Annotated in this window: 34 protein-coding genes; 6 read left to right on the forward strand and 28 right to left on the reverse strand. The window is 42.9% G+C overall.

The features are described from left to right. Window positions 1-333 precede the first annotated feature (333 nt). Window positions 334-879, forward strand: a complete 546-nt coding sequence (locus Phpb_RS05320; protein ID WP_065389496.1) for a gamma carbonic anhydrase family protein — start codon at window positions 334-336, stop codon at window positions 877-879. Here Phpb_RS05320 and Phpb_RS05325 read toward each other — a convergent pair. The 5 genes from Phpb_RS05325 to dprA all read right to left on the reverse strand — a co-directional run bounded on the left by Phpb_RS05325 (window position 855) and on the right by dprA (window position 4227). Beyond that, window positions 855-1118, reverse strand: coding sequence for a DUF1488 family protein (locus Phpb_RS05325; protein WP_065389497.1), 264 nt, complete (start codon window positions 1116-1118; stop codon window positions 855-857). The two genes, Phpb_RS05320 and Phpb_RS05325, sit on opposite strands and share 25 nt — an antisense overlap. Then, window positions 1115-1933 (reverse strand): shikimate dehydrogenase, encoded by an 819-nt coding sequence (gene aroE / locus Phpb_RS05330; protein ID WP_065389498.1) that lies wholly within the window; start codon window positions 1931-1933, stop codon window positions 1115-1117. The genes Phpb_RS05325 and aroE overlap by 4 nt, the downstream gene beginning before the upstream one ends. A gap of 13 nt (window positions 1934-1946) precedes the next feature. Further along, a complete protein-coding gene (tsaC, locus tag Phpb_RS05335) occupies window positions 1947-2516 on the reverse strand; it encodes an L-threonylcarbamoyladenylate synthase type 1 TsaC (RefSeq protein ID WP_065389499.1) in 570 nt (189 codons plus the stop codon). A 21-nt stretch (window positions 2517-2537) separates the two neighbouring features. Then, window positions 2538-3077, reverse strand: coding sequence for a DNA topoisomerase family protein (locus Phpb_RS05340; RefSeq protein WP_065389516.1), 540 nt, complete (start codon window positions 3075-3077; stop codon window positions 2538-2540). A 64-nt stretch (window positions 3078-3141) separates the two neighbouring features. Further along, complete coding sequence (dprA, locus tag Phpb_RS05345) at window positions 3142-4227, reverse strand: DNA-protecting protein DprA (RefSeq protein WP_065389500.1); 1086 nt, start codon at window positions 4225-4227, stop codon at window positions 3142-3144. Window positions 4228-4360: 133 nt separating this feature from the next. Between dprA and def the strand changes: the two genes are divergently transcribed. From def to Phpb_RS05370, 5 genes are all read left to right on the forward strand, one after another. Beyond that, window positions 4361-4873, forward strand: coding sequence for a peptide deformylase (gene def, locus Phpb_RS05350; protein ID WP_036781861.1), 513 nt, complete (start codon window positions 4361-4363; stop codon window positions 4871-4873). A 23-nt stretch (window positions 4874-4896) separates the two neighbouring features. After that, complete coding sequence (gene fmt / locus Phpb_RS05355; RefSeq protein WP_065389501.1) at window positions 4897-5844, forward strand: methionyl-tRNA formyltransferase; 948 nt, start codon at window positions 4897-4899, stop codon at window positions 5842-5844. A 70-nt stretch (window positions 5845-5914) separates the two neighbouring features. Beyond that, a complete protein-coding gene (gene rsmB, locus Phpb_RS05360) occupies window positions 5915-7204 on the forward strand; it encodes a 16S rRNA (cytosine(967)-C(5))-methyltransferase RsmB (protein WP_065389502.1) in 1290 nt (429 codons plus the stop codon). Window positions 7205-7260: 56 nt separating this feature from the next. After that, window positions 7261-8637, forward strand: coding sequence for a Trk system potassium transporter TrkA (trkA, locus tag Phpb_RS05365; RefSeq protein WP_065389503.1), 1377 nt, complete (start codon window positions 7261-7263; stop codon window positions 8635-8637). Between the two features lie 109 nt (window positions 8638-8746). Continuing rightward, entirely contained in the window at window positions 8747-9631 is an 885-nt protein-coding gene (locus Phpb_RS05370; RefSeq protein WP_065389517.1) for an IS982 family transposase, read from the forward strand. Between the two features lie 336 nt (window positions 9632-9967). Here the strand turns inward: Phpb_RS05370 and Phpb_RS05375 are convergent, their stop codons facing one another. The 23 genes from Phpb_RS05375 to rpsC all read right to left on the reverse strand — a co-directional run bounded on the left by Phpb_RS05375 (window position 9968) and on the right by rpsC (window position 21097). Then, complete coding sequence (locus tag Phpb_RS05375; RefSeq protein ID WP_065389504.1) at window positions 9968-10168, reverse strand: alternative ribosome-rescue factor A; 201 nt, start codon at window positions 10166-10168, stop codon at window positions 9968-9970. A 79-nt stretch (window positions 10169-10247) separates the two neighbouring features. Next, complete coding sequence (zntR, locus tag Phpb_RS05380) at window positions 10248-10664, reverse strand: Zn(2+)-responsive transcriptional regulator (RefSeq protein WP_065389505.1); 417 nt, start codon at window positions 10662-10664, stop codon at window positions 10248-10250. Between the two features lie 135 nt (window positions 10665-10799). Further along, window positions 10800-11192 carry a 50S ribosomal protein L17 gene (gene rplQ, locus Phpb_RS05385; protein ID WP_065389506.1) on the reverse strand — a complete coding sequence of 131 codons (393 nt, stop codon included), beginning with the start codon at window positions 11190-11192 and terminating at the stop codon, window positions 10800-10802. A 40-nt stretch (window positions 11193-11232) separates the two neighbouring features. Continuing rightward, the gene (locus tag Phpb_RS05390; RefSeq protein ID WP_011148772.1) at window positions 11233-12222 is read right to left on the reverse strand and encodes a DNA-directed RNA polymerase subunit alpha; all 990 of its coding nucleotides are present in this window, start codon (window positions 12220-12222) and stop codon (window positions 11233-11235) included. A gap of 25 nt (window positions 12223-12247) precedes the next feature. Further along, window positions 12248-12868 (reverse strand): 30S ribosomal protein S4, encoded by a 621-nt coding sequence (rpsD, locus tag Phpb_RS05395; protein WP_065389507.1) that lies wholly within the window; start codon window positions 12866-12868, stop codon window positions 12248-12250. Window positions 12869-12904: 36 nt separating this feature from the next. After that, on the reverse strand, window positions 12905-13294 hold the full coding sequence (rpsK, locus tag Phpb_RS05400) for a 30S ribosomal protein S11 (RefSeq protein ID WP_002919257.1): 390 nt from the start codon (window positions 13292-13294) through the stop codon (window positions 12905-12907). Between the two features lie 15 nt (window positions 13295-13309). Beyond that, complete coding sequence (rpsM, locus tag Phpb_RS05405) at window positions 13310-13666, reverse strand: 30S ribosomal protein S13 (RefSeq protein WP_011148774.1); 357 nt, start codon at window positions 13664-13666, stop codon at window positions 13310-13312. 149 nt (window positions 13667-13815) lie between these two features. Continuing rightward, complete coding sequence (gene rpmJ, locus Phpb_RS23545; RefSeq protein ID WP_002227352.1) at window positions 13816-13932, reverse strand: 50S ribosomal protein L36; 117 nt, start codon at window positions 13930-13932, stop codon at window positions 13816-13818. A gap of 32 nt (window positions 13933-13964) precedes the next feature. Next, window positions 13965-15296, reverse strand: a complete 1332-nt coding sequence (gene secY, locus Phpb_RS05410; protein ID WP_065389508.1) for a preprotein translocase subunit SecY — start codon at window positions 15294-15296, stop codon at window positions 13965-13967. A gap of 7 nt (window positions 15297-15303) precedes the next feature. After that, window positions 15304-15738, reverse strand: coding sequence for a 50S ribosomal protein L15 (gene rplO, locus Phpb_RS05415; RefSeq protein WP_065389509.1), 435 nt, complete (start codon window positions 15736-15738; stop codon window positions 15304-15306). Window positions 15739-15741: 3 nt separating this feature from the next. Beyond that, the gene (gene rpmD, locus Phpb_RS05420; RefSeq protein WP_036781914.1) at window positions 15742-15921 is read right to left on the reverse strand and encodes a 50S ribosomal protein L30; all 180 of its coding nucleotides are present in this window, start codon (window positions 15919-15921) and stop codon (window positions 15742-15744) included. A 5-nt stretch (window positions 15922-15926) separates the two neighbouring features. Next, window positions 15927-16427 carry a 30S ribosomal protein S5 gene (rpsE, locus tag Phpb_RS05425; RefSeq protein ID WP_011148778.1) on the reverse strand — a complete coding sequence of 167 codons (501 nt, stop codon included), beginning with the start codon at window positions 16425-16427 and terminating at the stop codon, window positions 15927-15929. A gap of 14 nt (window positions 16428-16441) precedes the next feature. Beyond that, window positions 16442-16795, reverse strand: a complete 354-nt coding sequence (gene rplR / locus Phpb_RS05430; protein WP_011148779.1) for a 50S ribosomal protein L18 — start codon at window positions 16793-16795, stop codon at window positions 16442-16444. A gap of 9 nt (window positions 16796-16804) precedes the next feature. Next, window positions 16805-17338: a 50S ribosomal protein L6 gene (rplF, locus tag Phpb_RS05435; protein ID WP_065389510.1), complete on the reverse strand. Its 534-nt coding sequence runs from the start codon at window positions 17336-17338 to the stop codon at window positions 16805-16807. Between the two features lie 14 nt (window positions 17339-17352). Continuing rightward, window positions 17353-17745, reverse strand: a complete 393-nt coding sequence (rpsH, locus tag Phpb_RS05440) for a 30S ribosomal protein S8 (protein ID WP_011148781.1) — start codon at window positions 17743-17745, stop codon at window positions 17353-17355. 33 nt (window positions 17746-17778) lie between these two features. Further along, window positions 17779-18084: a 30S ribosomal protein S14 gene (gene rpsN, locus Phpb_RS05445; RefSeq protein ID WP_065389511.1), complete on the reverse strand. Its 306-nt coding sequence runs from the start codon at window positions 18082-18084 to the stop codon at window positions 17779-17781. Window positions 18085-18096: 12 nt separating this feature from the next. Next, window positions 18097-18636, reverse strand: coding sequence for a 50S ribosomal protein L5 (gene rplE, locus Phpb_RS05450; protein ID WP_011148783.1), 540 nt, complete (start codon window positions 18634-18636; stop codon window positions 18097-18099). A gap of 14 nt (window positions 18637-18650) precedes the next feature. Beyond that, window positions 18651-18965: a 50S ribosomal protein L24 gene (rplX, locus tag Phpb_RS05455; RefSeq protein WP_036781887.1), complete on the reverse strand. Its 315-nt coding sequence runs from the start codon at window positions 18963-18965 to the stop codon at window positions 18651-18653. 10 nt (window positions 18966-18975) lie between these two features. Continuing rightward, window positions 18976-19347, reverse strand: coding sequence for a 50S ribosomal protein L14 (gene rplN, locus Phpb_RS05460; protein ID WP_036781889.1), 372 nt, complete (start codon window positions 19345-19347; stop codon window positions 18976-18978). Window positions 19348-19527: 180 nt separating this feature from the next. Further along, window positions 19528-19782, reverse strand: a complete 255-nt coding sequence (gene rpsQ, locus Phpb_RS05465; protein WP_011148786.1) for a 30S ribosomal protein S17 — start codon at window positions 19780-19782, stop codon at window positions 19528-19530. Then, the gene (gene rpmC, locus Phpb_RS05470; RefSeq protein WP_010847484.1) at window positions 19782-19973 is read right to left on the reverse strand and encodes a 50S ribosomal protein L29; all 192 of its coding nucleotides are present in this window, start codon (window positions 19971-19973) and stop codon (window positions 19782-19784) included. Before rpmC ends, rpsQ begins: the two co-directional genes overlap by 1 nt. Continuing rightward, on the reverse strand, window positions 19973-20383 hold the full coding sequence (gene rplP, locus Phpb_RS05475; RefSeq protein WP_011148788.1) for a 50S ribosomal protein L16: 411 nt from the start codon (window positions 20381-20383) through the stop codon (window positions 19973-19975). The genes rpmC and rplP overlap by 1 nt, the downstream gene beginning before the upstream one ends. 12 nt (window positions 20384-20395) lie before the next feature. After that, window positions 20396-21097 carry a 30S ribosomal protein S3 gene (rpsC, locus tag Phpb_RS05480; protein ID WP_015836279.1) on the reverse strand — a complete coding sequence of 234 codons (702 nt, stop codon included), beginning with the start codon at window positions 21095-21097 and terminating at the stop codon, window positions 20396-20398. Between the last annotated feature and the right edge of the window lie 7 nt (window positions 21098-21104).

Below are 21104 nucleotides of genomic sequence, written 5' to 3' on the forward strand. Positions count from 1 at the left end.
GCAGGCTGAATCAAAAAATAACATTCTCGTTCAGCCGGGCTGCGTATATTACGCTTTTCGCCCGCAGAGTCAAGCGCTTATTCGCTTTCTCTCTGCCTGACCTCACAATGTTTATCAGCGTTGTGTCGGTCAGTGGTGGCGCATTATAGGGAGCTCAGATTTTTATACAATACTTTTTTTCACATTTATCACCAACAGGCGAATTCTTGTCCTTTATGGGCAACATTCAAACCGATATAGTCCAATTCAAGAAGTTTCTTTCATTGCATACTGGTATTTTCCTCACTAAAATCTTATTTAAAGTAAATCTCCATTTTCTCATCAGAGGTATACATGTCCGAAACGTTACGCAGTTACCTTGATACTCAACCGGAAGTTGGTCAGAACGTTATGCTAGATTCGTCTAGTGTAATCATTGGTGATGTTAGACTTGCTGATGATGTCAGTATATGGCCTTTAGTTGTCATTCGTGGGGACGTTAATTATGTATCTATTGGTGCACGTACTAACATTCAAGATGGTTCTATATTACATGTGACACACAAAACAACAGACAATCCTCATGGTTTCCCTTTAATTGTGGGAGATGATGTCACTATCGGGCATAAAGTTATACTTCATGGCTGCACTATCGGTAATCAAGTACTCATCGGTATGGGCTCCATCCTACTTGATGGTTCAGTGATTGAAGATAACGTTATTGTTGGCGCAGGCAGCCTAGTAGCCCCAGGCAAAGTGTTAGAAAGTGGGTACCTTTATATTGGTAGCCCTGCCCGTCAAGTCAGAAAACTAAAACCTGAAGAATTAAAAGGACTATGTTATTCAGCAAGCCACTACGTTAGCTTGAAAAACAACTATTTGCAGGAAGGTAATATGTAACGTCCCAAGCGATCATCATCCTCGTTATTAATTACTAATTCGAATTCCTCTTCTATATCCCAACGATTTTGTCGAAAAAGACTTAGTGGATGATGATCTTTTGTTCCATAACGGTATAAAAGATCCTCGGCACTTATCACGCATTGAACCAACAATCCATTTACCAGTGCGGGAAAAATGACTGTCTGCTCTTGTTCGTTCCACTCTTCTCTATCAGGAAACTGAATAGATTGATTCACGAATGTAATTCCTGTTCCAATGTTAGCAATACAGGTGTAATTTCAGGCAATACGCCATGCCATAATTTAAATGAATGAGCAGCTTGCCCTACTAACATTCCTAATCCATCCGCATAACGAGAAACACCATGCTTCTTAGCAAAGGAAATAAAGGGCGTCAAATTAGCCTGGTAAAACATGTCATAACAGACACAATTTTCATTAAATATGAATGGAGATATAGAAGGAATCTCACCATTAATACCAGACGCAGTAGCATTGATAATGAGCTCAAACTCAGGATTATTAAGTGTTTTCATCTCAACAGGCCGAATATTACCTATTGATGAAAAATCATTAGCAACCTGTGTAGCGCGACTAAACGTGCGGTTTGTTATTGTAATTTCACAACCAAATTCTAATAATGGAAATAAAACACCTCTGGCAGCACCACCAGCGCCAATGATCAAAATATGTTGTCCTTGAGTAATAAATCCAAGTCGTATCAAATCGGTTAATAACCCTATACCATCCGTGTTATCACCGATTAATTGATTATTATCCAGCAATTTCAAAGTATTAACTGCACCACTAAGTCTTGCTCGTTCAGTCAACTCATTTGCCCGAATAAATGCTTGCTCTTTAAATGGCACAGTAATATTGGCTCCTATACCTCCCTGTTTAAAAAATACATTCAATGCCTCTTCAAATTTACTTATCGGCACTAGAATTTTCCCGTAACGATGTTCAATACCTGTTTGCCCAGCAAATAACTGGTGGATACGCGGAGATTTACTGTGCACAATAGGATTACCAAAGACGGCAAATTGATCCATATTTATTCTTCCCCTACCCTTGACGATAAAGCTCACCAGTTAAAGCATCCCGAATTTCTGAAGGATTTTTTCGACCTCCAACATTTCCGTTTAATATAGGAAGCTTATCCCCAAACTGTTGTCTAACTTCTTCTACTGTTTTACATGGCGCAAGACCATTCAAATTTGCACTAGTCGACACCAACGGTTTACCATAAAAAGTACATAACTGCTTCACCAAAGGATGATCACTAACTCTGACAGCCAAGGTAGTGAATTGCCCAGTCAACCATTTAGATGTACTGAATTTGGCAGGGATTACCCAAGTTACAGGCCCAGGCCAACAAGCAAACATAGTCTCTTTTTGTTCTTCTGTTAGAAATTTATCATCAAGATATGGCTGTAATTGTTCATAATTATCTGCGATAAGAATCAACCCTTTCTGCCAAGGACGTTTCTTTAATATAAGCAGTTCATTTACCGCTTTTTCACTATCAGGATCACATCCAAGTCCAAAAACAGCTTCAGTCGGATAGGCAATCACTTTTTCTGCTTTTAATGCAGTTAGTACATTCCCAAATGCAGATAGTCCTTTATTGCTCATTTTATTACTCTACTTAATTACTTAATTTATTTGCTGTTTTCCACACAACTTACTGGCACAAAATAACTTCATACCTTGCAGTGTACGTTTTTCAACCAGCAATGGATAAGAACAAAACATACATTCACTCGCGATTGGCTTACTATTTAATACAAACTGGCAATTAGGGTAACAGTTACACGCATGGAAAATTTTTCCGAAACGTGATTTCCTTTGGAGTAGTTGCCCTTTTTTACATTGCGGGCAGGCTATTAACGTCTCATCCGGCTTATCAATTAGCTCTGCATGTTCGCATTTAGGATAACGGCTACAGCCAATGAACATTCCATAACGCCCTTGACACAAAATCAAATTGGCTCCACACGCCGGACACAGTTGCCCTTCAAGTTCTTTTACCACATGACCATCACTTTGCCCTTTTAATGGGCGAATATATTGACATGAAGGATAACCAGAACATCCAAGAAATGGGCCGTGGATACCATTACGTATAACTAATACAGAACCACATTTAGGGCAATATTCAGTTTCATTAGTGGAGAAAGGAACCCTTTTTGCCATATTATTTTCACTCAAAAAATTATTCTCATATGACGTTGAGCAGGACTCTGGAAATTCAGTTAATTTAACTCACACGCACATAACCACCAGTAACCACAGCCACCTTACCCAGTAGTTCCAGCTCAAGGAGCTTTGTCATTACCTCAGTTATAGGTAATGAAGAACGCTGAGCAATAATATCAACAGGCGTAATTTCCGCTCCTACATTAGCTAGCACATCCGTAAATGGCAACTCAGTTTGCTCAAACTGTGGTTTTACTTCTTCCTCAGCTCTTTCCATATTCAACCATTGTAGTGAACTGTAAACATGTTCCACAATATCCATTGCATTTGTAGATAAATATGCGCCTTGTTTTATTAACCAGTGATTCCCTTCGCTCACTGAATTTCCCAAAAGCCCTGGTAATGCAAATACATCCCTTCCTTGTTCAAGAGCACAACGAGCAGTAATTAACGAACCACTATTTTGACCTGCTTCTACAACAATCACTGCTGAGCTTAATCCACTGATTATCCGATTTCTTTTAGGAAAATTTTTTGCACGTGGCGGCGTATCCGGAAAAAATTCAGAAACAAGAGCACCATTCTCCTCAATTTGCTTTGCTAATGATCCGTGTCTATGAGGATAAATCTGCCCAAGCCCACTACCTAATACAGCTACTGTTTCGCCTCCACTATCCAATGCAGCTCGGTGACAAATACCATCAATACCAATAGCTAAACCACTAGTAATAACTAACTCATATCCAACCAGTTCACTTGCAAAAATTCTTCCCCATTTCTCACCATAATAGCTTGCTGTCCTACTCCCTACCATCGCCACCTGCTTCTTCAAAAGGATATCTGGTTTTCCTGACACAAAAAGCACAAGCGGAGGGGTATGTATCTGCTTTAATAGAGGTGGATACGAAGGATGAGAATATGTCAATAAATGGTGCTCTGGTTGTTCCAGCCACTTAAGGCATGAAGCGAGTAAGGTTTTATTTACTTTAGTAAATTGCAGAGATTGTGCTGACGATAATCCACTATCTTTCAGCACAGTGAGGTAACGATTCCCGGAATGTAATAATTTTTCTGCAACATTTGCTGCTCTCTCTGTTGCCAAATGAGAAACCATCTTCATTCGCAACCACACTTCCATAGCTTCCATGTTGTCATCCTAGCTAAGATTGACGGACAAAACTAAATTGCTCAATTAGCAATCGATACTGTCAATCTAAACGGGAAATGTCTAGAATAGACATAGAATACCATTAACATTTTGGACGCAGATCTAAACATATATGTCAGTATTACAAGTATTACATTACCCAGACGAGCGGCTTCGCACTATTGCAACGCCAGTTGAAACAGTTGATGCAGAGATTCGACGTATCATTGATGATATGTTTGAAACTATGTATGCAGAAGAAGGCATTGGTTTGGCCGCAACACAAGTTGATATTCATCAGCGTATTGTTGTTATTGACGTATCAGAAACACGTAATGAGCGTCTCGTTCTTATCAACCCAGAATTACTGGAAAAAAGTGGCGAAACTGGGATAGAAGAGGGCTGTTTGTCTATTCCTGAGCAACGAGCACTGGTGCCACGAGCCGAAAAAGTCAAAATCAAAGCCCTAGATTACAATGGCCAACCATTTGAATTACAAGCTGATGGCCTGCTAGCAATTTGTATTCAGCACGAGATGGACCATTTAATTGGTAAACTTTTTGTGGATTACTTATCTCCACTGAAACGCCAACGTATACGCCAGAAAGTAGAAAAACTGGACAAACAAAAAAACCGAACCAAGTAAATTAATTAATACAGGAAATAAACGTGTCTGATTCTTTACGTATTATTTTTGCCGGAACACCTGATTTTGCAGCACGCCATTTAGAGGCTTTGTTAATGTCTAAGCATGAGGTGGTTGGCGTTCTAACTCAACCAGATAGACCGGCAGGAAGAGGTAAAAAACTGACACCCAGTCCTGTAAAGGTACTGGCAGAGGAACGTAACATCACCGTTTTTCAGCCAGCTACTTTACGCTCAGAAGAAAACCAACAATGGATTCTAAAACAACAGCCTGATGTTCTCATAGTTGTTGCCTATGGATTGATCCTTCCTAAGGCTGTTTTAAATATTCCAAGATTAGGCTGCCTAAACGTACATGGCTCCCTATTACCACGTTGGCGAGGTGCAGCCCCCATTCAACGCTCGCTCTGGGCTGGCGATACAGAAACAGGCGTAACGATCATGCAAATGGATATAGGTCTTGATACTGGCAACATGCTATATAAAGCAAGCTGCCCTATTACACCTGAGGATACCAGCACCAGTTTATACGAAAAACTGGCCAACATTGGGCCAGATGCGTTACTCGAAACATTATCGTTAATAACATCGGGTAAAAATCAACCTGAAATTCAAAACGAAAATTTAGTTACCTACGCTGAAAAACTAAGCAAAGAAGAAGCCCGTATAGATTGGGAACTATCTGCAACCCACCTCGAACGCTGTATTCGTGCATTTAATCCCTGGCCCATGAGCTTTTTCGAGATGGAAGGACAACCTATTAAAATTTGGAAAGCAGAAGCCATTGAAGAACAAACTTCTGCAGAACCAGGAACTGTATTGAAAGCAGACAAAAAAGGTATTTATATTGCCACTGCTGATGGAATTCTGAACATTACTCAATTACAGCCTGCTGGTAAAAAAGCAATGTCAGCAGCAAATCTACTTAACTCTAAACGTGAATGGTTTACACCAGGCAATAAAATCAATTAAATACTATTTTATGCTGTAAGTATTCTCACAAATTTTCTCTTAATGCTGGCTTTTGTCAGCTTTTTTAACTATGAAAAACACATATAATCTACGAAGTGTTGCCGCAAAAGCAATCAATCAAGTTCTGGACCAAGGACAGTCTCTGAGTACAGTCTTACCCAAACTGCAACAAAATATAACCGATAAAGATAAACCCTTATTACAGGAATTATCTTTCGGAGTATTACGCGTATTACCACAACTAGAGTGGATAATAGGTCAACTAATGGCAAAACCATTAAAAGGTAAACAACGTATTCTTCATTACCTACTTATGGTTGGAATATACCAACTTGCCTATACTCGCATCCCAGCCCATGCAGCACTTGCTGAAACAGTAAATGGGGCCGTAACGCTGAAGTATCCTCAATTAAAAGGGCTAATTAACGGCGTTCTTCGCCAATTTCAGAGACAACAGCTACAGTTAATGGAATGTGTACAAAATAATCCCAGCCATCACTTACATCCAGTATGGCTATTAACTCGAATCCAAAAAGCCTATCCACAACAATGGCAACAATTTATTAATTCTAATAATAAAAAACCACCTATGTGGTTACGAGTTAATCGTATATATCATAGTCGGGATGAATATCTCACTCTTCTTCACAAATCGGGAATTGATGCGGAACCAACGCCCAAATCACCTTATGCTATCCGCATAATTTCACCTTGCCCTGTAACAATATTACCTGGATTTGACAAAGGTTGGGTCACTGTCCAAGATGTATCCGCACAAGAGTGTGTCGAGTTACTAAAACCCACTAATGGAGAGAAAATTCTCGATCTTTGTGCAGCACCTGGAGGGAAAACAACACATATCCTCGAAGTAGCACCAGAATCTCAAGTATTAGCGGTAGATGTTGATGAGCAAAGAATCAAACGAGTAAAAGAAAATCTCCAACGCCTTAATTGCCACGCTACAGTAAAAACCGGTGACGGACGCCACCCTGAACAATGGGCAGAAAATCAGCAATTCGACCGCATTCTTTTAGATGCCCCGTGTTCAGCAACAGGAGTAATCCGTCGCCATCCTGATATCAAATGGTTACGCCGCGAGGAAGATATTACTCAATTAGTTCAATTACAATCTGAGATTCTTGATGCAATCTGGCCATACTTAAAGAAAGGCGGCACACTAGTATATGCAACCTGTTCTATTCTACCAGATGAAAATAGCCAGCAAATCAGCTCGTTTTTAAAACGCCACCCAGATGCAAAACTAGCGGGAGCAGAAGCAAATGATTGTCCGGGAAAACAAATAATACCTGAGTTAAATGGTGGCGATGGTTTCTTTTACGCTCGATTAATTAAACAGTAATATATCTTTGCAATTCATAAAGATAATTATTTGTTTTCAATAAATTAGAGAATACTATGAAAATAATTATTCTTGGTGCAGGTCAAGTTGGCGGTACATTAGCTGAAAATCTGGTAGGTGAGAATAATGATATCACTATAGTCGATACTGATCCTAACCGTTTACACCAACTACAAGATAAATTCGATCTCAGAGTAGTCAATGGTCATGGCTCTTACCCCAAGGTATTAAGAGAAGCTGGTGCTGAAGATGCTGATATGTTAGTTGCTGTAACTAATTCTGACGAAACTAACATGATTGCATGCCAAATTGCTTATTCTTTATTCAACACACCAAATAAAGTTGCGCGAATACGCGCAGCAGAATATATCCGCGAAGCAGATAAACTTTTTCTCCCTAATGATATTCCTATTGACTATCTTATTTCACCAGAACAACTTGTCATAGATTATATTTACAAACTAATTCAATATCCTGGTGCCTTACAAGTTGTTAACTTTGCCGAAGGCCGAGTAAGTATTGTTGCAGTAAAAGCTTATTATGGAGGCTCACTTGTAGGAAATGCACTTTCCTCACTTCGTGAGCACATGCCACACATTAATACCAGAGTTGCTGCAATATTCCGTCAGGATAGACCAATAAGACCACAAGGTTCTACAATTATTGAAGCCGGTGACGAAGTTTTCTTTGTCACTGCATCACAACATATTCGTGCTGTAATGAGTGAGCTTCAACGTTTAGAAAAACCCTACAAGCGTATTATGATCGTAGGTGGTGGTAATGTAGGTGCCGGCCTTGCACTACGTCTCGAAAAAGATTACAGGGTTAAATTAATCGAACGAAATCAACAAAGAGCTACAGAACTAGCTGAATTATTACATGACACCATTGTTTTCTATGGGGATGCCTCCGATCAAGAGTTATTAGCTGAAGAACATGTAGAACAAGTAGATGTATTTATTGCTCTAACCAACGATGACGAAGCAAATATCATGTCCGCAATGCTTGCCAAACGCATGGGAGCCAAAAAAGCCATGGTTCTCATCCAACGTAGTGCATATGTCGATTTAGTTCAAGGTGGTGTCATTGATATTGCAATCTCTCCACAACAAGCGACAATATCCGCGCTACTAGGCCATGTCCGCAAAGCAGATATCGTAAGCGTTTCCTCATTGCGTCGCGGAGTGGCCGAAGCTATCGAAGCGATTGCTCATGGAGACGAAAACACATCAAAGGTTGTTGGTCGAGCTGTAGGTGATATTAAATTACCACCAGGCACTACAATTGGTGCAATAGCACGCGGAGAGGAAGTCATTATTGCCAATGATTACAGCGTGATCGAACAAGGAGATCATGTAATTATGTTTATTACAGATAAGAAATTTGTCCCCGAAGTAGAGAAATTATTCCAACCAAGCCCTTTTTTCCTTTAAAAACCAAAGAAATAGTTAACCCGAATTCTGGATAAGAAATTAACATGAAGCCTGTTCCAGGAGCAAAGTTTTGGTGAACGCCGAAAACAGCTCCGGGGAGGAACAGACTATGAATAACTTAGTTGAAATTTTCTGCGACGTCGATGATTTTTGCCATTTTTTCATCCCTCAACGGGAACAATTTTGTCTCGATAGCGGGCATCGTTTACGCCGCCGACAAGGTCACATGTCTCCCAGTGAAATCATGACCATTTTGATCCTTTTTCATCTGTCACATTACCGGAATTTTAAACATTTTTATCTAGAACACATTTGGCAATATCGCCACAACGATTTTCCCACCTTGTTCAGCTATCCCCGTTTTGTCAGTGTGGCCCCTTCCGTTTTTGCACCACTATGCAGCTATCTGACTCAATTAAAAGGAAAACCCACAGGCATTGCCTTTATTGATTCCACCCGTTTGAATGTCTGCCATAACATTCTCATTCCTCGGCATAAGGTCTTTGCCGGGATAGCCAAGCGCGGAAAAAATTCAATGGGATGGTTTTATGGTTTCAAATTACACCTGGTTGTCAATCACCAGGGGGAAATTCTGGCGCTTAAAATCACTGCCGGTAATGTGGATGATCGGGAACCTGTTCGCGAATTAACAACAGAATTAACGGGTTCGCTTTACGGCGATAAAGGTTATCTCAGTCAGGAACTGGCAGACAATTTAGGCAAAACCGGTGTCACTTTCATCACCCAAAAGCGCCAAAATATGAAAGCACAGCTGCTGGCTGAGTGGGATAAGATAATGTTATCAAGGCGTTCCATCATCGAAACGATTAATGGACAATTAAAAACCGTTTCTCAAATAGAGCATTCTCGCCATCGAAGTATAAAAGGATTTATGTTGACCGTTTTAGGCGGTTTGATTGCTTACTGCCTTAAATGGAAGAGGCCATCACTGAAAATTTTCTATTCGGAAGACGATTTTTCAGTGACGGCTTAAACAGAATTCGGGTTAATTATATATCAGTCATATAATTCGAAAACAATAATTGATACCACTTGGTACGTTTTAATAAGAAGAGTGTGATGAAATTTTTAAATTAATCTATAAATTTACTATGAAAAATAATTTTGCCAATTTAGCTACTAACGTCGGCATCGATATGATTCCAAAAGAACACTGTACCATCATTCGCTGTTTTCTACACAATGAGACTAATAAACAGGTCATTTAGTAAAAAGAAATCAAAGCTATATCAGATACCCTCAATTACTGAAACAAGAACACTATTAGAAATTCATAACTTACTGAAAAATAGCAAATTAACCTATTAAACTAAAAGACCAGTAGTAAAGAGTCTAATAACCCCTTACTACTGGTCTCCCAGCTACTTGCTTTACTATGTTTTCCTTTCCTTTGGTAACTTCCCTTTCCCTTTTTATTTTTTTCAACCCGTTGTTTAAATAGTGGATCACGTAATAAAGCTTCTAGAGCACTATCCTTTATTACACCTTTTTTATGGTGATATGTAGTCATCATATGCCTCTATCATATTAATTTATCTGAAAACATAACAATTGTACTCTCTGAATTTTCAATAATAAAGAAAAATCACTTATTTCTTATTTAAAGCACCTTGTTCTAACGTTTCAAGAATAGAACAATAAGTACTTATATGAGAGCTACCACAGCAAGCATCACTTAACATCTTAAGTGAATCACGCATTTTTCGCATTTCAAAAAGTTTTTCCTCCACTTCCATTAACCTAGCATCCACAATTTGCTTCGACTCTTCACAAGTATGATGTGCTGGATCTACACGGATAGACAATAATTCTGTAATAGCCTCCAATGTAAACCCCAATTGCTTAGCATAACGTATAAACCGAAGGCGCTGTAGATCTTGCTCTGTATAAAGTCTATATCCTCCTTCTGTACGGTTCTGATGTTCCATCATTCCTTGTTTTTCATAGAAACGCACAGTATCAGGAGTTACATTCGCTAATTTAGCCAGTTGGCCAATACGATACATCTTTATATCTCCTACAATAGATCACATTGCTTGAGATATCAGCATAGCAGGATGAAAAGAAATAAGTTAGAGATTCATTATATACAAACGTAAAAAAACCGGGATAAACCCGGTTCTTTTATATGCCCCTACAGATTACTCCGCAGTCGCAACTTCTGTTTGAAGCTCAATGGCACAGTCAACAAGCTCGATGTATGCCATCGGAGCATTGTCACCAGCACGGAAGCCACACTTAAGAATACGAGTGTAACCACCTGCGCGGCTCGCAAAACGCGGGCCCAGCTCATTAAACAGTTTTGCCACGATTTCGTTATCACGAGTACGGGCGAATGCCAGACGACGATTAGCTACGCTGTCGATCTTGGCAAGAGTAATCAGCGGCTCAACGACGCGACGCAGTTCTTTCGCTTTAGGCAGAGTCGTCTTGATGATTTCATGACGAACCAAAGAACCTGCCATGTTGCGGAACATAGCTTGGCGATGGCTGCTGTTGCGGTTCAATTGACGACCACTCTTACGATGGCGCATGACCTTATCCTTCTCAGTAAAACCTTAACCTGTGATCTAGTTATTCATCAGCAATACTTGCTGGCGGCCAGTTTTCTAAGCGCATGCCCAGAGATAAGCCACGTGAAGCCAGTACGTCTTTGATCTCTGTAAGAGATTTTTTACCCAGGTTAGGTGTCTTAAGTAACTCAACCTCGGTACGCTGTACCAAATCACCGATGTAGTGGATAGCTTCTGCCTTAAGACAGTTAGCAGAGCGGACAGTCAATTCCAGATCGTCAACAGGGCGCAGCAGGATCGGATCAAACTCTGGCTTCTCTTCTTTTACTTCTGGCTGACGTACATCACGTAAATCAACAAAAGCTTCTAGCTGTTCAGCCAAAATAGTAGCTGCACGGCGAATCGCCTCTTCAGGATCGATTGTACCGTTAGTTTCCATCTCGATAACCAACTTGTCCAAATCGGTACGTTGTTCTACACGCGCTGCTTCAACATTGTAGGCAATACGCTCTACTGGGCTATAACAAGCGTCTACTAACAAACGACCAATAGGGCGCTCATCTTCTTCCGAATGAATCCGGGCAGAAGCCGGCACATAACCTCGACCACGCTGAACTTTAATGCGCATGCTTATAGAAGCAGTTTCGTCAGTCAGGTGGCAGATTACATGCTGCGGCTTGACGATTTCGACATCTCCGTCGTGGATAATGTCGGCTGCAGTCACAGGGCCAATGCCAGACTTATTCAAGGTAAGAATAACTTCATCTTTTCCCTGAACTCTTACCGCCAGCCCTTTCAGGTTGAGGAGAATCTCCAGGATATCTTCCTGTACACCTTCTTTGGTGCTGTACTCATGCAGTACACCATCAATCTCAACCTCAGTCACCGCACAACCCGGCATAGACGAAAGCAGAATACGGCGCAGTGCGTTACCTAGAGTATGGCCAAAGCCACGCTCTAATGGCTCAAGGGTCACCTTGGCGTGCGTCGAACTGACTTGCTCGATATCAACCAGGCGCGGTTTTAGAAACTCTGTCACAGAACCCTGCATTGTGTCCTCTCTTTGGTGCTAAGCTTTACTTAGAGTAAAGCTCGACGATCAGGTGTTCGTTGATGTCAGCAGACAGATCAGCACGTTCTGGAATACGTTTGAACACACCTTCCATCTTCATAGCATCAACCTCCAACCAAGTTGGTTTCTCACGCTGCTCAGCCAGCTCTAAAGCCGCCTTGATACGAGACTGCTTTTTCGATTTTTCGCGAACGCTGACTACGTCATTCGGGGATACCTGATAAGAAGCGATGTTAACAACGCGGCCATTTACCATGATAGCCTTATGGCTTACCATTTGGCGTGACTCAGCGCGAGTCGCCCCGAAACCCATACGGTAAACAACGTTGTCCAGACGACCTTCCAGCAAACTCAGCAAGTTTTCACCTGTGTTGCCTTTAAGACGAGTTGCTTCTTTATAGTAGTTACGGAATTGACGTTCCAGAACACCGTAAATACGACGAACTTTTTGTTTTTCACGTAACTGCACACCGTAGTCAGACAGACGCGGTTTACGTGCGCCATGCTGCCCAGGTGCTTGTTCTAATTTACACTTGGTGTCAATCGCGCGAACGCCAGACTTCAGGAATAGATCTGTACCCTCGCGACGGCTCAGCTTGAGCTTAGGACCCAAATATCTTGCCATTTTCTTTCTCCAATCGAACCTAAAAAAGTAAACGTATTAAACGCGACGTTTTTTAGGTGGACGACAACCGTTATGAGGGATCGGAGTCACATCAGTAATGTTAGTAATGCGGAAACCTGCCGCATTTAACGCTCGAATAGTTGACTCACGGCCAGGACCAGGTCCTTTAACCATAACTTCCAGGTTCTTAATTCCGTATTCTTTCACTGCTTCAGCACAGCGCTCTGCTGCAACTTGAGCTGCAAACGGAGTAGATTTACGAGAACCACGGAAACCGGAACCACCGGCAGTTGCCCAACCCAGGGCATTACCCTGACGGTCAGTAATGGTCACGATGGTGTTGTTGAAAGAAGCATGGATATGAGCCACACCGTCAGAGACTTGCTTTCTTACACGCTTACGTGCACGAATAGGTGCTTTTGCCATTATACAATACCCCGATTATTTCTTGATCGGCTTACGTGGACCCTTACGGGTACGTGCATTGGTCTTAGTACGCTGGCCGCGAACAGGTAGACCACGACGGTGACGTAAACCACGATAAGTACCAAGATCCATCAGACGTTTGATGCTCAGGGTTACTTCACGACGCAAATCGCCTTCTACAACGTATTTAGCAACTTCGTCACGCAGCTTATCAATTTGCTCTTCAGACAGCTCGCTGATCTTAACATGTTCAGCAATACCCGCCGCAGCACAAATAGCTTGAGAGCGAGTTTTACCAATTCCGTAAATCGATGTTAAAGCGATCACGGTATGCTTCTGATCAGGAATGTTAATGCCTGCTATACGGGCCACTATGCACTCCTAAGTTATTTATTTACCGCAACACCATTCTGAAAAGCCCGTTTTCAGGATACTCAAACAGTGTTGCTGTGATATAAAAAAGATTGGCTGGCTAATTTAGCCAGCTCAAACCGACTTTGCAAGAAAAATATGCTATTTTATTAGCCTTGGCGTTGTTTATGCTTAGGCTCTGCACTACAAATCACACGAACGACACCGTTACGCTTAACGATTTTGCAGTTGCGGCATAATTTCTTGACGGAAGCACGAACTTTCATTTTTACTCTCCGTAACTTCTCAAGCAAACCAATTAACGGTTATAACCTTTAAGATTTGCCTTCTTCAATGCAGACTCATACTGACTTGACATCATCAGAGTTTGCACTTGAGCCATAAAGTCCATGATGACTACAACTACGATAAGTAGCGAAGTACCACCAAAATAAAATGGCACCTTCATCGCATCACGCATGAACTCCGGGATTAAGCAGATAAAAGTAATATACATCGCACCAACTAAAGTTAGGCGCGTCATTACTTTATCAATGTACTTGGCTGTTTGCTCTCCCGGACGAATTCCTGGTACAAATGCACCGGACTTCTTCAGGTTATCTGCTGTTTCTCTCGGGTTGAAAACCAACGCAGTATAGAAAAAACAGAAGAAGATGATTGCAGACGCGTAGAGTAACACATAAAGCGGTTGCCCAGGCTGCAAATACATTGAAACAGTAGTCAGCCAGTTCCAACCAGTTCCTCCCCCGAACCAAGACGCTATGGTACCAGGGAACAGAATAATGCTGGAAGCAAAAATTGCAGGGATAACCCCAGCCATATTCACTTTCAACGGTAAATGTGTGCTCTGTGCAGCATAAACTCGGCGACCCTGTTGACGTTTCGCATAGTTAACAACGATACGCCGTTGGCCACGCTCCATGAAAACAACGAAGAAAGTTACTGCAAACACTAATACTGCAACCAACAGCAACAGGAGGAAGTGCAGGTCGCCTTGCCGAGCTTGCTCGATGGTATGGCCAATGGCCGGCGGCAAACCCGCAACAATACCAGCAAAGATTATGATAGAGATACCGTTTCCAATACCGCGCTCAGTAATCTGCTCACCCAGCCACATTAGGAACATAGTCCCAGTAACCAGGCTCACAACAGCCGTGAAGTAGAAAGCAAGCCCTGGATTGATCACCAGTCCTTGCATTCCTGGCATATTTGGCAAACCAGTAGCAATACCGATTGACTGGAATATAGCCAGCACTAAAGTACCATAGCGAGTATACTGGCTAATCTTACGACGACCAGCTTCCCCTTCCTTCTTAATCTCTGCCAACGTTGGATGAACCACCGTCAACAACTGAATAATAATAGACGCAGAAATATACGGCATTATCCCCAGTGCAAAGATAGAAGCACGACTTAAAGCACCACCAGAGAACATGTTAAACATTTCTATGATGGTGCCCCTTTGCTGTTCGAGCAATTTGGCAAGCACAGTGGCATCAATACCAGGGATAGGAATAAAAGAACCAATGCGGAAAACAATTAACGCGCCAATAACAAACAACAGCCTACGTTTCAGCTCGCCTAGTCCACCTTTAGCACTTTGAAAATCTAATCCTGGTTGTTTAGCCATCTGTTACTTATTCCTCAATTTTACCGCCAGCAGCTTCAATTGCAGCACGAGCGCCTTTAGTAACACGAAGGCCACGCACAGTTACTACACGATTGATTTCACCAGAAAGAATAACTTTCGCGAACTCAATTTGAATGCCAACAATATTAGCGGCTTTCAATGCGTTCAGATCGATAATATCGCCTTCAACGGCAGCAAAATCAGATAAACGAACTTCTGCTGTAACCATCGCCTTACGTGAAGTAAAACCAAATTTTGGCAAACGACGGTATAAAGGCATCTGACCACCTTCAAAACCACGGCGTACGCCACCGCCAGAACGAGACTTCTGGCCTTTGTGACCACGGCCACCGGTTTTACCCAAACCAGAACCAATACCACGACCTACACGTTTAGGCGCATGCTTGGAACCTTCAGCCGGAGACAGAGTATTTAAGCGCATCTGTTACTCCTCAACTTTAACCATATAGGAAACCAAGTTGATCATACCACGTATAGCAGGAGTATCTTCACGCTCTACTGTATGACCGATACGGCGCAGACCTAAACCAACCAAAGTTGCCTTATGCTTAGGCAAACGGCCGATTGAACTGCGAATCTGTGTTATTTTAATAGTCTTAGCCATGGTCATTACCCCAGAATTTCTTCGACGGATTTACCACGCTTAGCTGCGACCATTTCTGGAGACTTCATGCTGTCTAAAGCATCCAGAGTTGCACGAACCACATTAATAGGGTTAGTGGAACCATAGGTTTTAGCCAGTACGTTACGAACACCAGCCACTTCCAAAACAGCACGCATAGCACCGCCTGCGATGATACCAGTACCTTCGTGAGCAGGCTGCATGAACACACGGGAACCAGTGTGTGCACCTTTTACTGGGTGATACAAAGTGCCGCTGTTCAGTGCGACGGTTTTCATATTGCGACGGGCTTTTTCCATCGCTTTCTGGATTGCTGCCGGAACTTCGCGTGCTTTGCCGTAGCCAAAACCAACGCGACCATTACCATCACCTACAACAGTAAGTGCGGTAAAGCTGAAAATCCGGCCACCTTTTACGGTTTTAGATACGCGATTTACCGCAATCAGCTTTTCCTGCAGTTCGCCAGCTTGTTTTTCGATGTGAGCCATCTTACACCTCTACCTTAGAACTGAAGGCCAGCTTCACGGGCAGCATCTGCCAGTGCCTGGACTCGACCATGATATTGGAAACCAGAGCGGTCAAAAGATACATCTTTAATACCTTTCTCCAACGCACGTTCAGCAATTGCCTTGCCAACTGCTGCTGCTGCTTCTTTATTTCCAGTGTATTTCAGTTGCTCATTGATAGCTTTTTCTGTAGTAGAAGCTGCCACCAAAGTTTCAGAACCGTTTGGTGCTATAACCTGCGCATAAATATGGCGAGGGGTACGATGTACCACCAGGCGAGTTGCACCCAGTTCCTGGAGCTTGCGGCGTGCGCGGGTCGCACGACGGATACGAGCTGCTTTCTTATCCATAGTGTTACCTTACTTCTTCTTAGCCTCTTTGATACGCACGACTTCGTCGGCGTAACGAACACCCTTACCTTTATAAGGCTCAGGACGACGATAGGCACGCAGTTCTGCCGCAACCTGACCGATTACCTGTTTATCAGCACCCTTTAGTACGATTTCAGTTTGTGACGGACATTCTGCAGTAATGCCTGCTGGCAGTTCATGGTCAACTGGATGTGAGAAGCCCAAAGACATATTGACAACATTGCCTTTTACTGCTGCACGATAACCAACACCTACCAGTTGAAGCTTCTTAGTGAAGCCTTCGGTAACACCGATAACCATAGCATTCAGCAAAGAACGAGTTGTACCCGCCTGTGCCCAACCACCAACATAACCATCGCGTGGAGCGAAGGTCAGTTGATTATCTTCATGCTTAACTTCAACTGCGCTGTGGATTGTACGACTTAGCTCGCCGTTTTTACCCTTAATCGAAATAACCTGACCGTCGAGTTTTACCTCTACGTCGGCAGGAATAACGACGGGTGCTTTTGCAACACGAGACATTCTTTCCTCCCGAATTAAGCTACGTAGCAGAGAATCTCGCCACCAAGACCAGCTTGGCGAGCTGCACGATCAGTCATTACACCTTTAGAGGTAGAAACAACAGCGATACCCAAGCCAGCCATAACTTGTGGCAGCTCATCTTTTTTCTTATAGATGCGCAGACTTGGGCGGCTTACACGCTGAATACTTTCTACAACAGCCTTACCTTGGAAGTATTTCAGTACTAATTCCAGCTCTGGCTTGGTGTCGCCTTCAATTTTATAATCTTCAATATAACCTTCTTCCTTCAGCACTTTGGCAATTGCCACTTTCAGCTTGGAGGAAGGCATGGTGACCGCAACTTTATTCGCGGCCTGACCGTTACGGATACGGGTCAGCATATCCGCGATGGGATCTTGCATGCTCATCTGTCTTTACTCCCGTGATTCAATTGGTGACAATTACCAGCTAGCCTTTTTAAGGCCCGGAATTTCACCGCGCATAGCGGCTTCACGGACTTTAATTCGGCTCAACCCAAACTTCCGCAAAAACGCATGCGGACGACCAGTTTGGCGGCAGCGGTTACGCTGACGAGAAGGGCTGGAATCACGTGGCAGTGTTTGCAGCTTAAGAACAGCATTCCAACGCTCTTCATCAGATACATTCACATCAGAAATGATAGCTTTTAATTCCACACGTTTAGTGAAGAATTTTTCAGCTAATTTCGCACGTTTTACATCACGTGCTTTCAATGATTGCTTAGCCATGAATACCCTGCCTTACTTGCGGAACGGGAAGTTAAAAGCAGCCAACAGTGCGCGGCCTTCATCATCAGATTTCGCAGTTGTGGTGATAGTAATATCCAAACCACGAACACGATCCACTTTATCGTAATCGATTTCAGGGAAGATGATTTGCTCACGTACACCCATGCTGTAATTACCACGACCATCAAATGACTTAGCAGACAAACCACGGAAGTCACGAATACGAGGTACAGCAATAGAAATCAGGCGCTCAAGAAACTCCCACATACGTTCACCACGCAGGGTCACTTTACAGCCGATTGGATAGCCCTGACGGATTTTGAAGCCTGCAACTGATTTGCGTGCTTTGGTGATCAATGGTTTTTGACCAGAGATTGCTGCCAGATCCGCTGCTGCATTATCCAGCAGTTTCTTATCAGCAATCGCTTCACCAACACCCATGTTCAGGGTGATCTTCTCGACCCGAGGGACTTGCATGACAGAATTGTAGCCAAACTGAGTCATCAGTTTTTGGACTACCTCGTCTTTGTAGTAATCATGCAGTTTCGCCATCGTATTACTCCAAATTACTTGATAGTTTCGCTGTTAGATTTAAAGAAACGAACTTTTTTTCCGTCTTCAAATCTAAAACCTACACGGTCAGCCTTACCGGTTGCCGCATTGAAGATCGCAACGTTTGAAACCTGGATTGCAGCTTCTTTTTCAACGATGCCACCTGGTTGGTTCAGAGCCGGAACAGGCTTCTGATGTTTTTTAACCAAGTTGATACCTTCAACAATGACTTTCCCAGTAGAAAGAACCTGTTTTACTTTACCGCGCTTACCTTTATCTTTTCCGGTCAACACAATAACTTCGTCATCACGACGGATTTTCGCTGCCATTGTCCGCTCCTTAGAGTACTTCTGGTGCCAGGGAGATAATTTTCATGAACTTTTCATTACGAAGTTCACGAGTTACCGGCCCAAAAATACGCGTACCGATAACTTGCTCACTTGTGTTGTTTAACAACACGCAAGCATTGCCATCGAAGCGAATGACAGAACCGTCAGGGCGACGAACACCCTTCTTGGTGCGCACCACTACCGCTTTCAGGACATCACCTTTTTTCACTTTACCACGAGGAATTGCTTCCTTGATGGTGACTTTTATGATGTCGCCGACGTGTGCATAGCGACGGTGCGAGCCACCCAGAACCTTGATACACATTACGCGACGTGCACCGGAGTTGTCGGCCACGTTCAGCATAGTCTGTTCTTGGATCATTTTAGTGCTCCGCTAAATGTCAACTACTACTGAGCCCACTTCACTACTATAAATTTAATATGAAGAGGCCGTTCAGATACCCCATATCATGAGGGCGCAGCATTATAACACCACATCTCAGATATAGATAGAAAAAATAAACGGCCCATCGCCTGAGCCGTTTACTCTATTCGAGCCAGCTTACAGAATCGCTTTCTCTACAACGCGAACTAAAGTCCAAGATTTAGTTTTGGACAGTGGACGGGTTTCGCGGATTTCCACCACATCACCGATGCCACATTCATTGTTCTCGTCATGTACATGCAGTTTAGTCGTACGTTTGATGAATTTACCATACAGAGGGTGTTTCACCTTACGCTCAATAGCAACAACAATAGATTTCTCCATTTTGTCACTTACAACACGACCTTGCAGAGTACGGATTTTATCGGTCATTACGCACCCGCCTTCTCAGTCAATAAAGTCTTAACGCGTGCGATATTACGACGCACTTGTTTCAACAGATGAGACTGTTGTAGCTGGCCACTTGCAGCCTGCATGCGCAGGTTAAATTGTTCACGCAGCAAATTCAGCAGCTCAGTGTTCAGCTCTTCAACGCTTTTTTCGCGCAGCTCTTGTGCTTTCATTACATCACCGTCTTAGTTACAAAGGTGGTCTTGATAGGCAGTTTCGCTGCTGCCAGCTTGAATGCTTCACGAGCCAGCTCTTCAGGCACTCCGTCCATTTCATAAAGGACTTTACCAGGCTGGATTAAGGCAACCCAATATTCTACGTTACCTTTACCTTTACCCATACGCACTTCGAGTGGCTTTTCAGTGATAGGTTTGTCTGGAAATACACGTATCCAGATTTTACCTTGACGTTTAATTGCACGAGTCATAGCACGACGTGCCGCTTCAATCTGACGTGCAGTCAGACGGCCACGGCCCACAGCTTTCAGACCGAAAGTGCCGAAGCTAACATCCGCACCTGCTGCCAGGCCACGGTTACGGCCTTTGTGCATTTTACGGAATTTCGTACGCTTTGGTTGTAACATCAGCGACTCTCCTTACTTGCGGCCTTTACGCTGCTGCTTTTTCGGTTGTGCAGCCGGTTTTTCCGCCTGTTCAACAGCAGCCATACCACCCAAGATCTCACCTTTGAAGATCCATACCTTAACGCCGAGTACACCATAAGTGGTGTGCGCTTCTGAAGTGTTATAGTCGATATCTGCACGCAGTGTGTGCAACGGTACACGACCTTCACGATACCATTCAGTACGCGCGATTTCAGCACCGCCTAAACGGCCACTGACTTCCACTTTAATGCCTTTAGCGCCCAAACGCATCGCATTCTGGACTGCGCGCTTCATAGCGCGACGGAACATAACACGACGTTCTAGCTGTGAAGTAATACTGTCAGCAACCAGTTTCGCGTCCAGTTCAGGCTTACGCACTTCAGAGATATTAATTTGCGCAGGAACACCAGCGATTTCCGCTACAGTTTTACGCAGTTTTTCTACGTCTTCACCTTTCTTACCGATTACAATACCTGGGCGAGCCGTGTGAATAGTTACACGAATACTTTTAGCAGGACGTTCAATAACAATGCGTGAAATAGACGCTTTTGCCAGTTCTTTATTCAAGTACTGGCGAACTTTAAAATCGCTGTCTAGGTTGTCAGCGAATTCTTTAGTATTCGCATACCAAGTAGAGTTCCAAGGTTTGACAATACCTAAGCGAATACCATTAGGATGTACTTTCTGACCCATTGCTAGT

The organism is Photorhabdus namnaonensis, from assembly GCF_001684335.1.
Lineage (GTDB): Bacteria > Pseudomonadota > Gammaproteobacteria > Enterobacterales > Enterobacteriaceae > Photorhabdus > Photorhabdus namnaonensis.

Coding starts and splice junctions, on each gene's coding strand:
- Phpb_RS05320 (WP_065389496.1), top strand. CDS start 334: ATGTCCGAAACGTTACGCAGTTACCTTGATACTCAACCGGAAGTTGGT.
- aroE (WP_065389498.1), bottom strand. CDS start 1,933: ATGGATCAATTTGCCGTCTTTGGTAATCCTATTGTGCACAGTAAATCT.
- tsaC (WP_065389499.1), bottom strand. CDS start 2,516: ATGAGCAATAAAGGACTATCTGCATTTGGGAATGTACTAACTGCATTA.
- Phpb_RS05340 (WP_065389516.1), bottom strand. CDS start 3,077: ATGGCAAAAAGGGTTCCTTTCTCCACTAATGAAACTGAATATTGCCCT.
- dprA (WP_065389500.1), bottom strand. CDS start 4,227: ATGGAAGCTATGGAAGTGTGGTTGCGAATGAAGATGGTTTCTCATTTG.
- def (WP_036781861.1), top strand. CDS start 4,361: ATGTCAGTATTACAAGTATTACATTACCCAGACGAGCGGCTTCGCACT.
- rsmB (WP_065389502.1), top strand. CDS start 5,915: ATGAAAAACACATATAATCTACGAAGTGTTGCCGCAAAAGCAATCAAT.
- trkA (WP_065389503.1), top strand. CDS start 7,261: ATGAAAATAATTATTCTTGGTGCAGGTCAAGTTGGCGGTACATTAGCT.
- Phpb_RS05370 (WP_065389517.1), top strand. CDS start 8,747: ATGAATAACTTAGTTGAAATTTTCTGCGACGTCGATGATTTTTGCCAT.
- Phpb_RS05375 (WP_065389504.1), bottom strand. CDS start 10,168: ATGACTACATATCACCATAAAAAAGGTGTAATAAAGGATAGTGCTCTA.
- zntR (WP_065389505.1), bottom strand. CDS start 10,664: ATGTATCGTATTGGCCAACTGGCTAAATTAGCGAATGTAACTCCTGAT.
- rplQ (WP_065389506.1), bottom strand. CDS start 11,192: ATGCGCCATCGTAAGAGTGGTCGTCAATTGAACCGCAACAGCAGCCAT.
- Phpb_RS05390 (WP_011148772.1), bottom strand. CDS start 12,222: ATGCAGGGTTCTGTGACAGAGTTTCTAAAACCGCGCCTGGTTGATATC.
- rpsD (WP_065389507.1), bottom strand. CDS start 12,868: ATGGCAAGATATTTGGGTCCTAAGCTCAAGCTGAGCCGTCGCGAGGGT.
- rpsK (WP_002919257.1), bottom strand. CDS start 13,294: ATGGCAAAAGCACCTATTCGTGCACGTAAGCGTGTAAGAAAGCAAGTC.
- rpmJ (WP_002227352.1), bottom strand. CDS start 13,932: ATGAAAGTTCGTGCTTCCGTCAAGAAATTATGCCGCAACTGCAAAATC.
- secY (WP_065389508.1), bottom strand. CDS start 15,296: ATGGCTAAACAACCAGGATTAGATTTTCAAAGTGCTAAAGGTGGACTA.
- rplO (WP_065389509.1), bottom strand. CDS start 15,738: ATGCGCTTAAATACTCTGTCTCCGGCTGAAGGTTCCAAGCATGCGCCT.
- rpmD (WP_036781914.1), bottom strand. CDS start 15,921: ATGGCTAAGACTATTAAAATAACACAGATTCGCAGTTCAATCGGCCGT.
- rpsE (WP_011148778.1), bottom strand. CDS start 16,427: ATGGCTCACATCGAAAAACAAGCTGGCGAACTGCAGGAAAAGCTGATT.
- rplR (WP_011148779.1), bottom strand. CDS start 16,795: ATGGATAAGAAAGCAGCTCGTATCCGTCGTGCGACCCGCGCACGCCGC.
- rplF (WP_065389510.1), bottom strand. CDS start 17,338: ATGTCTCGTGTTGCAAAAGCACCCGTCGTTATTCCTGCCGACGTAGAG.
- rpsH (WP_011148781.1), bottom strand. CDS start 17,745: ATGAGCATGCAAGATCCCATCGCGGATATGCTGACCCGTATCCGTAAC.
- rpsN (WP_065389511.1), bottom strand. CDS start 18,084: ATGGCTAAGCAATCATTGAAAGCACGTGATGTAAAACGTGCGAAATTA.
- rplE (WP_011148783.1), bottom strand. CDS start 18,636: ATGGCGAAACTGCATGATTACTACAAAGACGAGGTAGTCCAAAAACTG.
- rplX (WP_036781887.1), bottom strand. CDS start 18,965: ATGGCAGCGAAAATCCGTCGTGATGACGAAGTTATTGTGTTGACCGGA.
- rplN (WP_036781889.1), bottom strand. CDS start 19,347: ATGATCCAAGAACAGACTATGCTGAACGTGGCCGACAACTCCGGTGCA.
- rpsQ (WP_011148786.1), bottom strand. CDS start 19,782: ATGACCGATAAAATCCGTACTCTGCAAGGTCGTGTTGTAAGTGACAAA.
- rpmC (WP_010847484.1), bottom strand. CDS start 19,973: ATGAAAGCACAAGAGCTGCGCGAAAAAAGCGTTGAAGAGCTGAACACT.
- rplP (WP_011148788.1), bottom strand. CDS start 20,383: ATGTTACAACCAAAGCGTACGAAATTCCGTAAAATGCACAAAGGCCGT.
- rpsC (WP_015836279.1), bottom strand. CDS start 21,097: ATGGGTCAGAAAGTACATCCTAATGGTATTCGCTTAGGTATTGTCAAA.